At 71.2% G+C, this 14376-nt stretch carries 16 protein-coding genes; 14 read left to right on the top strand and 2 right to left on the bottom strand.

Annotated features, from left to right (window positions below; translation table 11 throughout):
* Positions 1-91: 91 nt before the first annotated feature.
* The 8 genes from lepB (at position 92) to ACFZDK_RS32095 (ending at position 6868) form a co-directional block, all read left to right on the top strand.
* Positions 92-889 (top strand): signal peptidase I, encoded by a 798-nt coding sequence (gene lepB / locus ACFZDK_RS32130; protein ID WP_390977425.1) that lies wholly within the window; start codon positions 92-94, stop codon positions 887-889.
* On the top strand, positions 879-1385 hold the full coding sequence (locus tag ACFZDK_RS32125; RefSeq protein WP_390977424.1) for an NUDIX domain-containing protein: 507 nt from the start codon (positions 879-881) through the stop codon (positions 1383-1385). Before lepB ends, ACFZDK_RS32125 begins: the two co-directional genes overlap by 11 nt.
* A gap of 56 nt (positions 1386-1441) precedes the next feature.
* Positions 1442-1750 carry a DUF2469 domain-containing protein gene (locus ACFZDK_RS32120; RefSeq protein ID WP_390744759.1) on the top strand — a complete coding sequence of 103 codons (309 nt, stop codon included), beginning with the start codon at positions 1442-1444 and terminating at the stop codon, positions 1748-1750.
* Between the two features lie 139 nt (positions 1751-1889).
* A complete protein-coding gene (locus ACFZDK_RS32115; RefSeq protein WP_390977423.1) occupies positions 1890-2261 on the top strand; it encodes a YraN family protein in 372 nt (123 codons plus the stop codon).
* A gap of 1 nt (position 2262) precedes the next feature.
* Positions 2263-3885, top strand: coding sequence for an ATP-binding protein (locus ACFZDK_RS32110; protein ID WP_390977422.1), 1623 nt, complete (start codon positions 2263-2265; stop codon positions 3883-3885).
* The gene (gene dprA / locus ACFZDK_RS32105; protein ID WP_390977421.1) at positions 3882-5039 is read left to right on the top strand and encodes a DNA-processing protein DprA; all 1158 of its coding nucleotides are present in this window, start codon (positions 3882-3884) and stop codon (positions 5037-5039) included. Before ACFZDK_RS32110 ends, dprA begins: the two co-directional genes overlap by 4 nt.
* 312 nt (positions 5040-5351) lie before the next feature.
* Positions 5352-6194, top strand: a complete 843-nt coding sequence (gene whiG, locus ACFZDK_RS32100; protein ID WP_355720435.1) for an RNA polymerase sigma factor WhiG — start codon at positions 5352-5354, stop codon at positions 6192-6194.
* A gap of 116 nt (positions 6195-6310) precedes the next feature.
* Positions 6311-6868, top strand: coding sequence for a TetR family transcriptional regulator (locus ACFZDK_RS32095; protein WP_390977611.1), 558 nt, complete (start codon positions 6311-6313; stop codon positions 6866-6868).
* A gap of 107 nt (positions 6869-6975) precedes the next feature.
* Here the strand turns inward: ACFZDK_RS32095 and ACFZDK_RS32090 are convergent, their stop codons facing one another.
* The gene (locus tag ACFZDK_RS32090) at positions 6976-7518 is read right to left on the bottom strand and encodes a peptidoglycan DD-metalloendopeptidase family protein (RefSeq protein ID WP_390977610.1); all 543 of its coding nucleotides are present in this window, start codon (positions 7516-7518) and stop codon (positions 6976-6978) included.
* A gap of 294 nt (positions 7519-7812) precedes the next feature.
* On the opposite strand from ACFZDK_RS32090, the gene rpsB reads away from it, so the two are divergent.
* The 4 genes from rpsB (at position 7813) to frr (ending at position 11391) form a co-directional block, all read left to right on the top strand.
* Entirely contained in the window at positions 7813-8751 is a 939-nt protein-coding gene (rpsB, locus tag ACFZDK_RS32085) for a 30S ribosomal protein S2 (RefSeq protein ID WP_390977420.1), read from the top strand.
* Between the two features lie 132 nt (positions 8752-8883).
* The gene (gene tsf / locus ACFZDK_RS32080) at positions 8884-9720 is read left to right on the top strand and encodes a translation elongation factor Ts (RefSeq protein ID WP_390977419.1); all 837 of its coding nucleotides are present in this window, start codon (positions 8884-8886) and stop codon (positions 9718-9720) included.
* A gap of 208 nt (positions 9721-9928) precedes the next feature.
* Entirely contained in the window at positions 9929-10687 is a 759-nt protein-coding gene (pyrH, locus tag ACFZDK_RS32075; protein ID WP_355720446.1) for a UMP kinase, read from the top strand.
* Between the two features lie 146 nt (positions 10688-10833).
* The gene (gene frr / locus ACFZDK_RS32070; RefSeq protein ID WP_046727856.1) at positions 10834-11391 is read left to right on the top strand and encodes a ribosome recycling factor; all 558 of its coding nucleotides are present in this window, start codon (positions 10834-10836) and stop codon (positions 11389-11391) included.
* Between the two features lie 8 nt (positions 11392-11399).
* Here frr and ACFZDK_RS32065 read toward each other — a convergent pair whose 3' ends face one another.
* The gene (locus tag ACFZDK_RS32065; protein ID WP_390977418.1) at positions 11400-11639 is read right to left on the bottom strand and encodes a hypothetical protein; all 240 of its coding nucleotides are present in this window, start codon (positions 11637-11639) and stop codon (positions 11400-11402) included.
* A gap of 21 nt (positions 11640-11660) precedes the next feature.
* Here ACFZDK_RS32065 and ACFZDK_RS32060 point away from each other — a divergent pair, with 21 nt between their 5' ends.
* Together ACFZDK_RS32060 and ACFZDK_RS32055 are read left to right on the top strand one after the other, a co-directional pair.
* On the top strand, positions 11661-12710 hold the full coding sequence (locus ACFZDK_RS32060; RefSeq protein WP_390977417.1) for a phosphatidate cytidylyltransferase: 1050 nt from the start codon (positions 11661-11663) through the stop codon (positions 12708-12710).
* A 407-nt stretch (positions 12711-13117) separates the two neighbouring features.
* The gene (locus ACFZDK_RS32055; RefSeq protein WP_390977416.1) at positions 13118-14362 is read left to right on the top strand and encodes a cytochrome P450; all 1245 of its coding nucleotides are present in this window, start codon (positions 13118-13120) and stop codon (positions 14360-14362) included.
* Positions 14363-14376: the final 14 nt, after the last annotated feature.

Here is a 14376-nt window from a genome sequence, read left to right as displayed (position 1 = left end):
CCGGCACATGTGAAACCCTTGGGGAGCTTGTGACCAAGGGCGCCGAAGAAGGGCTGCCCCTGCCCGGTACCGCCGGGTAGGGTGCGGCCTCATGGGTGGCGAGAGCACGATACGTACGGCCCCGCGCAGCGGCGCGGGCACCAGCACGGGCGCGGCGCGGACCGGCAGCAGGCTCGGACATCGGTTGTCCGGGATCGCCGTCGCGCTGGGCATCGTGCTGTTCCTCGGGGGATTCGCCTGGGGCGCGGTGGTGTACCGGCCGTACACCGTCCCCACCGGGTCGATGACCCCGACGATCAACGCCGGGGACCGGGTCCTCGCCCAGCGCATCGACGGCAGCGAGGTGCGCCGGGGTGACGTCGTCGTCTTCCACGACAAGAGCTGGGTCACCAACGCGGACGTTGTCAAGCGGGTGGTCGCGGTCGGCGGGGACACGGTCTCCTGCTGCACGAACGGCAAGCTGACGGTGAACGGCAAGCAGATCGACGAGCCGTATCTGCCGGCGGGCAGCCTCGCCGAGATCCAGAACTTCCCGTCCGTCACCGTGCCCAAGGGCCGGCTCTTCCTCCTCGGCGACGAGCGCCAGGGTTCCCTGGACTCCACTGCCCACCTCACGGACGCGGCGAAGGGCACGGTCGCCACCAGTGCCGTGACCGCCCGGGTGGACTCGATCGTCTGGCCGATGAAGGGCATGCTCAAGCGCCCGACCGGCTTCCAGGCCCTGGGCAGCCTCTCCCGGCCGGGACCGATCCGGACCATCGAGATCATGATCGTGGCCGGCGCCGTGCTGGTCCTCGCGGGCGCCGCGTACGGCCCGGTCGCGAACCTGCTGAGCCGTTCCCGCACCCGCGGCCGTACCGACCGTACGGAGCCCGTCGGTGCCCGCTGAGGCGCTGTGTGAGGGCAGCCTGCGCAAGGTGGCCCGGGTGGTCCTGCTCGACCCCGACGACCGCATCCTGCTCCTGCACGGCCACGAACCGGACGACCGGGCCGACGACTGGTGGTTCACGCCCGGCGGCGGACTGGAGGGCGACGAGACCCGTGAGCAGGCCGCGCTGCGGGAACTCGCGGAGGAGACCGGCATCACGGAGGTCGAACTCGGCCCGGTGCTGTGGCGGCGGACGTGCTCCTTCCCGTTCGCCGGCCGCCGCTGGGACCAGGACGAGTGGTACTACCTGGCCCGTACGACGCAGACGTCCGTCCGGGCCGACGGCCTGACCGAGCTGGAGCGGCGCAGCGTCGCCGGAGCACGCTGGTGGACGTGCCAGGAACTGACCCGGGCGCATGAGACGGTGTATCCGACCAGACTCGCCGAGCTGTTCCGTAGGCTGCTCGACGAAGGTCCCCCCGTCAGGCCCGTCACCCTTGACACGGAAATCGTCTAGGGGCGCGCGGGACTGGCGCACAATGGTGGGATCGCACGGCTGAAGGGGAACATGCCATGAGCGCCGAGGACCTCGAAAAGTACGAGACCGAGATGGAGCTGAAGCTCTACCGGGAGTACCGCGATGTCGTCGGTCTGTTCAAATTCGTGATCGAGACCGAGCGGCGCTTCTACCTCACCAACGACTACGAGATGCAGGTGCACTCGGTCCAGGGCGAGGTGTTCTTCGAGGTGTCCATGGCGGACGCCTGGGTCTGGGACATGTACCGGCCGGCCCGTTTCGTGAAGCAGGTCCGTGTCCTCACGTTCAAGGACGTGAACATCGAGGAGCTGAACAAGACCGACCTGGAGCTTCCGGGCGGCTGAGCCGGGGTGTGACCCGGAGCCGTGGTCGCTCGCGGTCGCTCGTGTGGGTGACGGAGTTTTCCACAATCGCCGAGTAGCTCACCAAGATCAACTTCTGGGTGGGGGATGCGTGACGGTTGGCGCCGGAGGTGGTGCCGACATGAACACGAATCGGGCACGCAGTGCACTCGGCAAGTACGGCGAGACGCTGGCCGCGCGGCGGCTGACGGAGGCCGGTCTGACGGTCCTGGAGCGAAACTGGCGCTGCGGCAGGACGGGCGAGATCGACATCGTGGCGCGGGACGGGGACGTCCTGGTCGTCTGCGAGGTCAAGACCCGGAGGGCGGGTCTCTTCGAGCACCCCATGGCCGCGGTCTCCCCGGAGAAGGCGGAGCGGCTGCGCGGCCTCGCCGAACACTGGATCCACGCCCACGGCGGGGCACCGCCGGGCGGCGTCCGCATCGACGTGGTCGGGGTGCTCCTGCCCCAGCGCGGGGCACCCGTGGTCGAGCACGTGCGGGGGGTGGCGTGAGATGGGGTTCGCGCGTACCTGCTCGGTGGCCCTGGTGGGCGTCGAGGGCGTGGTGGTGGAGGTCCAGGCCGACCTCGAGCCCGGCGTCGCCGCGTTCACGCTGGTGGGACTCCCGGACAAGAGCCTGACGGAGAGCAAGGACCGGGTCCGGGCGGCGGTGGTCAACTCGGGAGCGGCCTGGCCTTCGAAGAAGCTGACGGTGGGGTTGAGTCCGGCGTCGGTGCCGAAGGCGGGTTCGGGGTTCGACCTCGCCGTCGCCTGTGCGGTGCTCGGTGCCGCCGAACGGATCGACCCGCGGGTCCTCGCCGACATCGTGATGATCGGTGAGCTGGGTCTGGACGGACGGGTCCGGCCGGTCCGGGGCATCCTGCCGGCGGTGCTCGCGGCGGCCCACGCGGGATACGAGCAGGTCGTCGTACCGGAGTGCGCCGCGGCCGAGGCCTCCCTGGTGCCCAACCTCTCCGTGCTGGGCGTGCGGACCCTGCGGCAGCTGGTCGCGATCCTCGCGGACGAGCCGGTGCCCGACGAGGAACCAGACGATCCCGGTCGTCCTGATCCGCTGCTGGCCGGACTGCGGGTGCCGGGCACCGGAGCCGCCACCGGCATGCACACCCCGGGGGCCGCTCGGCACGACGGACACGACCTCGCCGACATCGTGGGCCAGCTGTCGGCCCGGACCGCCGTCGAAGTGGCGGCGGCGGGCGGTCACCACCTGTTCCTGGAGGGCCCGCCCGGCGCCGGCAAGACCATGCTCGCGGAGCGCCTCCCGGCCGTTCTGCCCACGCTGACCCGGGAGGAGTCACTCGACGTCACGGCAGTGCACTCGGTGGCGGGCCTGCTGCCGCCCGGCAAACCCCTGATCGACGTCGCCCCCTACTGCGCCCCGCACCACTCGGCCACCATGCAGTCCCTGGTCGGCGGCGGTCCCGGCATCGCCCGCCCCGGCGCGGTCTCGCTCTCCCACCGAGGCGTCCTGTTCCTCGACGAGGCACCCGAGTTCAACACCCAGGCTCTCGACGCGCTGCGCCAGCCCCTGGAGGCGGGCCACGTGGTGATCGCGCGCAGCGCGGGCGTCGTGCGCTTCCCGGCGAGGTTCCTGATGGTGCTCGCCGCGAACCCCTGCCCCTGCGGCCGCTTCTCCCTGACCGACGACTTCTGCGAGTGCCCGCCCTCGGCCGTCCGCCGCTATCAGTCCCGGCTCTCCGGCCCGCTGCTCGACCGCGTCGACCTACGGGTGCAGGTGGACCGTGTCACACGCGCCGAGCTGACCGAGCGAGGCGCTCGCGGCGAGTCGACGGCGGCGGTCGCCGACCGGGTGCGGACGGCCCGGGAACGGGCGGTGCTGCGCCTCACCGGTACGCCCTGGCGGACGAACAGCGAGGTGCCAGGGCGTGAACTGCGCAGCCGCTGGCATGCCCGGGCGGGGGCGATGGACGAGGCCGAGCGCAATCTGGAACGGGGCATACTGACCGCTCGCGGACTCGACCGCGTTCTGCGCGTCGCCTGGACCGTGGCCGACCTGGCCGGACACGACCGTCCGGACGCGAGGGACGTCGCTCTGGCGCTGCAACTGCGTACCGGGGTACCGAGGGGCGTACCGATGTCGATCGGGGCGGCGACATGACCGGCAGCGGTCCCGACGGGGAACTGCTCGGCCGGGTCTTCCTGGCCCGGGTCGCCGAGCCCGGGGACGAGGTTGTCGGGCGGTGGGTGCGGGAGTGGGGCGTGGGGGAGGTGGTGGGGCGGCTGTGCGACGGGGGCGCGGCGCTGCCCGGTGTCGGTGCCAAGCGCTGGGCGGGGTTGCTGGCCCGGGCGGCGGTGGCCGACCCCCGCGCGGACCTGGCCGTCGCCCGGGAGGCCGGCGCGCGGTTCGTGGCGCCCGGTGACGCCGAGTGGCCCAGCCAGCTCGACGACCTCGGCGACGCCCGCCCCCTCGGCCTGTGGGTGCGCGGCCGGCCCAGCCTGCGGATGTGGGCGCTGCGGGCGGTCGCCGTCGTAGGGGCCCGGGCCTGCACCGAGTACGGGGCGCACATGGCGGCCACCCTCGCCGCGGGGCTCGCCGAGCACGGCTGGGTGGTGGTGTCCGGCGGCGCCTACGGCGTGGACGGCGCCGCCCACCGCGGCGCCCTCGGCGCCGGCGGTGCCACCGTCGCCGTGCTGGCCTGCGGGGTCGACCGGCCCTACCCCCGCGGACACACCGAACTGATCGGCAGGATCGCCGAACAGGGACTGGTGGTGGGGGAGTTGCCGCCCGGTGAGCACCCGACGCAGAGCAGATTCGTGCTCCGCAACCGGGTCATCGCGGCCCTCACCCGGGGCACCGTCGTCGTGGAGGCCGCCCACCGCAGCGGCTCCCTGGTCACCGCGCGGGCGGCCCAGCGGCTCGGCCGCTTCACCATGGGCGTGCCCGGGCCCGCCACCAGCGGCCTCTCGGCAGGGGTGCACGAACTGCTCCGAGGGGAGGCCGTACTGGTCACCGACGCCGCGGAAGTCGTCGAACTCGTGGGTGCCATGGGCGCGCTGGCCCCGGCCAGACGGGGCCCGGTCCTCCCGCGTGACCTGCTGGAACCCACCGCCCGGCGGGTCCTGGCCGCCCTGCCCGGGAACCGTCCGGCCTCACCCGAAGAGGTGGCACGCGGCGCGCAGACGTCCGAGGACGAGGCCGTCGCCCGGCTGTACGAACTCCGAGCACTTGGTTACGTCGAACGACACGGCGACGGCTGGAAGTTGACACGCCAGGCGATGATCTCGGTCCGGGACGGTCGGAGTCGGTGCTGACCGAGCGTGTTCGGCCGTCCGGGGGAACGCCCGACGCCCTTGGGAATTCCCGGAGTTGACACCTACCGGTGATCACGCAGAGCGACACGCCGGGCGCGGCCGGACGTGCCGTACAGGGGGTTCGCGCAGGGGTGGAGCCGTACTGTTCGCGCACCGCGACTCCCCAGTCACGCTACGCTCACGAAAGCCCCGACGCAGACCGCGCCAACCGACATCAGACCGACACCTCGCCCGGCACACCCTCTTCACCCCACCACGCAGCACATCACGGCACTTCCTGGCACTTCACGGCAGAACGGCACAAGGCGACGAATGCCCCAGCACACCTCCGGGTCCGACCGGGCGGCCATCCCCCCAGCCGCCCGCGACGGTGGCAGCGTGCGGCCGCCCGCTCCCTCGACGCTCGACGAGCTGTGGCGGTCGTACAAGGCGACAGGGGACGACCGGCTGCGGGAGCAGCTGATCCTGCACTACTCGCCGCTGGTCAAGTACGTGGCCGGGCGGGTGAGCGTCGGCCTGCCGCCCAATGTGGAGCAGGCCGACTTCGTCTCCTCCGGGGTGTTCGGGCTCATCGACGCGATCGAGAAGTTCGACGTCGACCGGGAGATCAAGTTCGAGACCTACGCGATCACCCGGATCCGCGGCGCCATGATCGACGAGCTGCGGGCGCTGGACTGGATCCCGCGGTCGGTGCGGCAGAAGGCCCGCAACGTCGAACGGGCGTACGCGACCCTGGAGGCGCGGCTGCGGCGGACGCCGACGGAGGGCGAGGTCGCCGGTGAGCTGGGCATCGAGGTCGACGAACTGCACGCGGTGTTCAGCCAGTTGTCGCTGGCCAACGTGGTGGCGCTGGAGGAGCTGCTGCACGTCGGGGGTGAGGGCGGGGACGGGCTCAGCGTCATGGACACGCTGGAGGACACCGCCGCGGACAACCCCGTGGAGGTGGCCGAGGACCGCGAGCTGCGGCGGTTCCTGGCGCGGGCCATCAACACCCTGCCGGAACGCGAGAAGACCGTGGTGACCCTCTACTACTACGAGGGCCTCACGCTCGCCGAGATCGGGAACGTGCTCGGGGTCACCGAGAGCCGGGTCAGCCAGATCCACACCAAATCGGTGCTGCAGCTACGGGCGAAGCTGGCGAGTTTCGGCCGCTGACCGGCGGCTTTCGGGTCGCGGTCGCCGGGAGTGACCCGTGTCCCCGTCGTGCTGTCTCCCCTCCGACGTGGCGCGTCCGTAGAGTGGTTGACGTGCCAAGGATTCGAGCGGCCTCCGTGGCCGAGCACCGGTCGATGCAGCGAGCCGCCCTGCTGGACGCGGCGCGGTCCCTCCTGTCCGAGGGCGGGACGGAGGCGCTGACCTTCCCGGCGCTCGCCGAGCGGACAGGGCTGGCCCGGTCGTCCGTCTACGAGTACTTCCGCTCCCGGGCCGCGGTCGTCGAGGAGCTGTGCGAGGTCGACTTCCCCGTGTGGGCGGCGGAGGTCTCGGCAGCGATGCGGGGCGCGGCTTCCGCCGAGGGCAAGGTCGAGGCGTATGTGCGGCAGCAGCTGACCCTGGTCGGCGACCGGCGGCACCGGGCGGTGGTCGCGATCTCGGCGAGCGAGCTGGACGCGGGGGCCCGGGAGAAGATCCGCGCCGCGCACGGCGGGCTCGTCGCGATGATCGTGGAGGCGCTGGGGGAACTGGGGCACGAGCAGCCGCGGCTGGCGGCGATGCTGGTGCAGGGGGTCGTCGACGCGGCCGTGCGGCGCATCGAGCTCGGGGCGGCCGAGGAGCCGGGCGTCATCACGGACGCGGCCGTGGCCATGGCACTGCGGGGCGTGCGGGGCTGAGGGCGGGGGGTGTCGCTTGCCGGCGCCGGTCGGGTAGTGCCCCTTCAGGGGCGCGGGGAACCGCGCGAGCAACCCCCACCCACCCGCGGTCGCGCATCCGGCCGTGATCACCCCTCCGGCAGCGGAACCCCCAGCACCGGCAGCAGTCTCGAAGGCCCCCCGTTCAACAACCACGGCGGCAACAGCAGCAACGGGTTCAGATACACGTCCCCACGCAGCAGCCCCCAGTGCACACACGGCCGCCCACCGCAATGCGCACCCCCCGCCTCCACCACCCCCACCACCTCCCCGGCCGCCACCTCGTCCCCCTTCTTCACCGTCGGCGTGACCGGTCCGTAGGTCGTGCGCAGGTCCGTCCTCGTCAGTCGCACCGATACCACCCCCCTCCCCGCCACCCGCCCCGCGAAGAACACCCGGCCCGCCGCCACCGCCCGTACCGGCTCACCGGCGGACGCGGCCACGTCGACGCCGCGGTGCCCGGGGCCGTAGACCGTCGCCGGCGGCTCCCAGCCGCGCAGGACCGGTGGCCGTACCCCCACCGGCCAGGCGCGGGCGATCGCCGGTACCGGTGGTGACGGAGGGTCGTCCGCCCGTGCCGCCGCCACCGCCAGGACCAGCGGCAACACCGTCGCCGTCGCCACCCACCGCATCGCTCGTCGCGTGATCACCATGCCCGCACCGTCTCGCACCCCCGCCGATCATGGCCGGTACCTGTGGATTACTCCCGAGTTGTGGACAGCGGCGTCACCCGGTACCCCGCGGGTCCCGTACACTTCTGTTGGCGATCCGGGTCACCGGGTCGACTTCGCACGCCCCGACATCGGGTCAGTAACACGATCCGGGTCAGCGCTTCTCGGTCCTTCGCGGCACAGCGCACACGGGCGTCAGGCGCGGGAGCCGTCCGGTCCCCGCGGCACAACCGAGAAATTCAAGGAGATACGGCCATGGCCGTCGTCACGATGCGGGAGCTGCTGGAGAGCGGCGTCCACTTCGGTCACCAGACCCGTCGCTGGAACCCGAAGATGAAGCGCTTCATCTTCACCGAGCGCAACGGCATCTACATCATCGACCTGCTCCAGTCGCTGTCGTACATCGACCGCGCCTACGAGTTCGTCAAGGAGACCGTCGCCCACGGCGGCACGGTCATGTTCGTCGGCACGAAGAAGCAGGCGCAGGAGGCCATCGCCGAGCAGGCCACCCGCGTCGGCATGCCCTACGTCAACCAGCGCTGGCTGGGCGGCATGCTCACCAACTTCTCGACCGTCTACAAGCGTCTGCAGCGCCTCAAGGAGCTCGAGCAGATCGACTTCGAGGACGTCGCCGCGTCCGGTCTGACCAAGAAGGAGCTTCTCGTGCTCTCGCGCGAGAAGGCCAAGCTGGAGAAGACCCTCGGCGGTATCCGCGAGATGTCCAAGGTTCCCAGCGCCGTCTGGATCGTGGACACCAAGAAGGAGCACATCGCGGTCGGTGAGGCCCGGAAGCTCAACATCCCGGTCGTCGCGATCCTCGACACCAACTGCGACCCCGACGAGGTCGACTACAAGATCCCGGGCAACGACGACGCGATCCGCTCCGTCACCCTGCTCACCCGCGTGATCGCCGACGCGGTCGCCGAGGGTCTCATCTCCCGCTCGCGTGTCGCCACCGAGGGCAAGGGCGACAAGGCCGCCGGCGAGCCGCTGGCCGCGTGGGAGCGCGACCTGCTCGAGGGCGAGAAGAAGGCCGACGAGGCGGAGAAGCCGGCCGAGGCCGCTGCCGAGACCCCGGCCGCCGAGGCTCCGGCTGCCGAGGCTCCGGCTGCCGAGGCCGCCGCCGAGACCGAGGCTGTCGCCGAGACCGAGGCTGTCGCCGAGGCCCCGGCCGCGGACGCCGAGCAGGCCTGACCCGTCAGCGTTGACGGCGGGGGCGGCGACATCCCGTACGCCCCCGCCGTTCACCCATAGGTTCGCGCTCTACATCTCGGTGTAGATCGTGGATCGGGCAGATCTTCCGACTTCGAGAAAGACTTACGACTCATGGCGAACTACACCGCCGCTGACGTCAAGAAGCTCCGCGAGCTCACCGGCGCCGGCATGATGGACTGCAAGAAGGCGCTGGACGAGGCCGAGGGCAGCGTCGACAAGGCCGTCGAGGCGCTCCGCATCAAGGGCCAGAAGGGCGTCGCCAAGCGCGAGGGCCGCTCCGCCGAGAACGGCGCCGTGGTCTCGGTCATCGCCGACGACAACTCCTCCGGTGTCATCGTCGAGCTGAAGTGCGAGACGGACTTCGTCGCCAAGGGTGACAAGTTCCAGGCCGTCGCCAACCAGATCGCCGCGCACGTCGCCGCGACCTCCCCGGCCGACCTCGACGCCCTGCTCGCCTCCGAGATCGAGCCCGGCAAGACCGTCCAGGCGTTCGTGGACGAGGCCAACGCCAACCTCGGCGAGAAGATCGTCCTGGACCGCTTCGCGCAGTTCTCCGACGGCTTCGTGACCGCGTACATGCACCGCACGATGCCCGACCTGCCCCCGCAGATCGGTGTCCTCGTCGAGCTGGACAAGCCGAACGCCGAGGTCGCCAAGGGCATCGCGCAGCACATCGCCGCGTTCGCCCCGAAGTACCTCGCCAAGGAGGACGTGCCGGCCGAGGTCGTCGAGTCCGAGCGCCGCGTCGCCGAGGAGACCACCCGCGCCGAGGGCAAGCCCGAGGCCGCGATCGCCAAGATCGTCGAGGGTCGTCTGAACGGCTTCTTCAAGGACGCCACGCTACTCGGCCAGCCGTACGCACTCGACAACAAGAAGTCGGTCCAGAAGGTTCTGGACGAGGCCGGTGTCACCCTGAAGCGCTTCTCGCGCATCAAGGTCGGCATCTGAGTCCGTACCGCGATCGACGCGCGACCCGCGGGGAAATCCCGATAGGGTCGGTCGACAGCAGTCGTCCCGGTACCCGGCCACACCCAGGGTCGTGACGGACGGCGGCAGATCTGACGAGGAGGCCATTGCCGCGCATGGGCAGCGAAAAGCGACCCCACCGGCAATGGCCTTCTTCGTATGTGCACCACGTGAAAGAGGCGGGATCTCCATGACCACCAAGGCCCAGAAGAGCGACGACGGCAAAGTACGCGGCCGGTTTCTGCTGAAGCTGTCCGGAGAGGCCTTCTCCGGCGGCGGCGGCCTGGGCGTGGACCCCGACGTGGTGCACAAGATCGCCCGTGAGATCGCGGCCGTCGTCCGCGACGGCGCGCAGGTCGCCGTCGTCATCGGCGGCGGCAACTTCTTCCGCGGCGCCGAGCTCCAGCAGCGCGGCATGGACCGGGCCCGCTCCGACTACATGGGCATGCTCGGCACCGTGATGAACTGCCTCGCCCTCCAGGACTTCCTGGAGAAGGAGGGCATCGACAGCCGGGTGCAGACCGCGATCACCATGGGGCAGGTCGCCGAGCCGTACATCCCGCTGCGCGCCGTGCGCCACCTGGAGAAGGGCCGCGTGGTCATCTTCGGCGCCGGTATGGGCATGCCGTACTTCTCCACCGACACCACCGCCGCCCAGCGCGCCCTGGAGATCGACGCCGAGGCGCTGCTCATGGGCAAGAACGGCGTGGACGGGGTCTACGACTCCGACCCCAAGACCAACCCCGACGCCGTCAAGTTCGACGCCCTCGGCTACGGCGAGGTCATCACCCGCGAGCTGAAGGTCGCCGACGCCACCGCGATCACGCTCTGCCGCGACAACAAGCTGCCGATCCTGGTGTTCGAGCTGCTGGCGGAGGGCAATATCGCCCGCGCCGTCAAGGGTGAGAAGATCGGCACGCTGGTGGGTGACCAGGGCGGCCGGGCCTGACCGGCACCGCCTGACGCACCCTGACCGGGGGATGGACAATGTCCTGCCGGTCGGGAACCGTGCAGGAAAGAAGACGCGACGCAGCCGGCCGCCGCCCCGCAACGGAACCGCAGCCGGGCCTTACTCAAGACACGCAGGAGCAAGTGGTGATCGAAGAGACCCTCCTCGAGGCCGAGGAGAAGATGGAGAAGGCCGTCGTGGTCGCCAAGGAGGACTTCGCCGCGATCCGCACCGGCCGTGCGCACCCGGCGATGTTCAACAAGATCGTGGCCGACTACTACGGCGCGCCGACGCCGATCAACCAGCTGGCCTCGTTCTCCGTGCCGGAGCCGCGCATGGCGGTCGTGACCCCGTTCGACAAGACGGCCCTGCGCAACATCGAGCAGGCCATCCGCGACTCGGACCTGGGCGTCAACCCGAGCAACGACGGCAACATCATCCGGGTGGTGTTCCCCGAGCTGACCGAGGAGCGCCGCCGCGACTACATCAAGGTCGCCAAGAGCAAGGCCGAGGACTCCCGGGTGTCGATCCGCTCCGTGCGCCGCAAGGCCAAGGAAGCGATCGACAAGCTCGTCAAGGACGGCGAGGTCGGCGAGGACGAGGGCCGCCGCGGGGAGAAGGAGCTCGACGACACCACGCACAAGTACGTCGCGCAGGTGGACGAGCTCCTCAAGCACAAGGAAGCGGAGCTTCTCGAAGTCTGATGAACGACTCATCCTGGGGAGCCCCGCCGCCCGCCGGGCCGCAGACCGGGCAGGCCGGACCGCAGGCCGGGGCCGGGTACTGGGCGCTGACCGATCAGGGCACCGGCCAGGGGTACGACCACGGTCAAGCCGCCGGTCAGGGGTACGCCCACGGCTCCGGCCAGGGGTACAGCCACGGTCATGCCCATGGCTACGGCCACGGGTATGTCCAGGGAGCCGCCCCGGCGGGTCCCACGTACGATGCGCATGACGCGCAGCAGACTCGCCCCATGCCCATCGTGCCCGACGATGTACCCGCGTACGGCTCGGACCAGGACGACGATCGGGGGGCCGCTCGGCTGGGCGGCCCCTTGTTCCGAGACGAGGCGTTCCGCGAAGGGACGTTCCACGACGGGACGTCCCGCAACGACACCCCGTCGGCGCAGCCCCTGCCTCACGCGGCGGCGCCGCAGAATCCGGAGCCCATGCCCGACGCCCCCCAGCCGGCGCCCGCGCCGCAGAAGAAGAGCGCGGGTCGTGACCTGGGTGCGGCCATAGGGGTCGGCGTCGGACTGGGCGTCGTGATCGTGGCGTCCCTGTTCGTCGTCAAGGCCGTCTTCGTCGGCGTGGTAGCCGTCGCGGTCGTGGTGGGTCTGTGGGAGCTGACCAGCCGGCTCCAGGAGCGCAAGGGCATCAAGGCGCCCCTGGTCCCGCTGGCACTCGGCGGAGCCGCGATGGTCGTCGCCGGCTACGCCCGGGGGGCCGAGGGGGCCTGGGTCGCCCTGGCGCTCACTGGGCTCGCGATCCTGGTCTGGCGGATGACGGAACCGCCGGAGGGCTATCTCAGGGACGTCACCGCGGGCCTCTTCGCGGCGTTCTACGTCCCGTTCCTGGCGACGTTCGTCTCCATGATGCTCAGCGCCGACGACGGCCCGCAGCGGGTGATCACCTTCCTGCTCCTCACCGTGGTCAGCGACACCGGCGCCTACGCCGTCGGCTGGCGCTTCGGCACCCATAAGCTCGCCCCCCGCATCAGTCCCGGCAAGACCCGCGAGGGCCTGGTCGGCGCGGTGCTGTTCGCCATGGTCGCGGGCGCGCTGTGCATGCAGTTCCTGATCGACGACGGCACCTGGTGGCAGGGCCTGCTGCTGGGCCTCGCGGTCGCCGCCAGCGCCACGCTCGGCGACCTCGGCGAGTCCATGATCAAGCGCGACCTGGGCATCAAGGACATGGGCACGCTGCTCCCGGGCCACGGCGGCATCATGGACCGACTGGACTCGCTCCTGCCTACGGCTCCGGTGGTGTGGCTGCTGATGGTGCTGTTCGTGGGGAGTGGCTGACAGCGGGCCATGGTGCCGCGTCGCGGTAGCGGCACGTTGATGGAGCATGGACCGGCTGGACTTGCTCCTGCCTACGGCTCCGGTGGTGTGGCTGCCGATGGTGCTGTTCGTGGGGAGTGGCTGACAGCGGGCCATGGTGCCGCGTCGCGGTAGCGGCACGTTGATGGAGCATGGACCGACTGGACTTGCTCCTGCCTACGGCTCCGGTGGTGTGGCTGCCGATGGTGCTGTTCGTCGGCAGTGGGTGACGTACACCTGTCGTCGTAGACGAGCCCCCGTCCTTCGCAGGGCGGGGGCTCGTCGGCTTGGCGGCCCCGGATGACGCAGCAGAAATCGCATGGTCGGACAAGCCGGAGGCAGACTCCCTGTGAGGACGCTGTGTCCTCCGACGCGCAGGGAGTGTGCCCATGCCCCTCGACCCGGCCCCGGCCTCCACCCCGTCCCCGACCTCGCCGCCTCCGCCGGTGCGGTTCTGGTCCGTCGACGACCTGCCCGCCCTCGACCCCGACCCGTTCCTGGACGAGATGATGCGCGAGGAGCCGGTCACCCGGATCAGGCTCGCGCACGGCGAGGGGCACGCCTGGCTGGTCACCCGGTACGAGGACGTCCGCTTCGTCACCTCCGACCCGCGCTTCTCGCGGGAGGCGGTCGTCGGCCGCGACGTCACCAGCATGCGCCCGGAGCCCGTCGCCTCGCAGACGGCGGGGCTGCAGTACATCGACCCGCCCGGGCACAACCGGCTGCGCCGGGTCGTCGCCCGTGCCTTCACCGGGCGGGCCATGCAGCGGCTGCGGCCGATGGCCGAACACAGGGCCGCCGAACTCCTCGACGCGATGGCCGAGGCGGGCCCGCCGGCCGACCTCATGGAGCAACTGCACGGCCCCTTCCCGATCGCCGTGATCCGTGACTTCCTCGGCGTCGACGAGAAGGACTGGCACCGCTGGGCGGAGACCGGCGAGGCCCTGCTCTCCGCCGGCCCCGACGCCGAGGAACGTGCCCGGGAGGCCGCCCGGGCCACCCGGGCCCGGATCGCCGAGCTGCTGCAGCGCCGTCGCGCCGAGCCCCGCGACGACCTCGCCGGCGTGCTGGCGCAGGCCGCGGCCGACGGCGAGCTCACCGACGACGAGGCGATCTCCCTGGCCACCGCCATCCAGGTCAGCGGCGGCCACGCGGTCCGCAACAACAGCGGGTCGATGATGTACGCGCTGCTGACCCGCCCCCACCACATGGACCGGCTGCGCCGCGAGCCGGAACTGCTCCCCAAGGCCGTGGACGAGCTGTTCCGCTACGTCCCGCACCGCAACGGCGTCGGCATCCCACGGGTCGCCGTCGAGGACGTCGAGGTCGGCGGCCAGCTGATCCGGGCCGGCGAGGTCGTCTACAACGCGTACGTCGCCGCCAACCGCGACCCCGCGGTCTTCCCCGACCCCGACGTCCTGGACTTCGACCGCACCAACGGTCCCCACCTCGCCTTCGGGCACGGCCCCCACCACTGCATGGCCGCGATCATGGCCCGCATGGAGGCCGAGATCATGATCGGCTCGGTCCTCACCCGCTTCCCCGGCATCCGGCTCGCCGTACCGCCGCGCGAGGTCGAGTTCCAGAGCCGGGGCCTGATCCGCGGACCGCGTACGCTGCCCGTGACCTGGTGACCGAGGAGGCCACG

It is taken from the genome of Streptomyces sp. NPDC007901, assembly GCF_042959465.1.
Taxonomy (GTDB): Bacteria; Actinomycetota; Actinomycetes; order Streptomycetales; family Streptomycetaceae; genus Streptomyces.
This window is presented reverse-complemented; position numbering and strand designations above follow the sequence as displayed.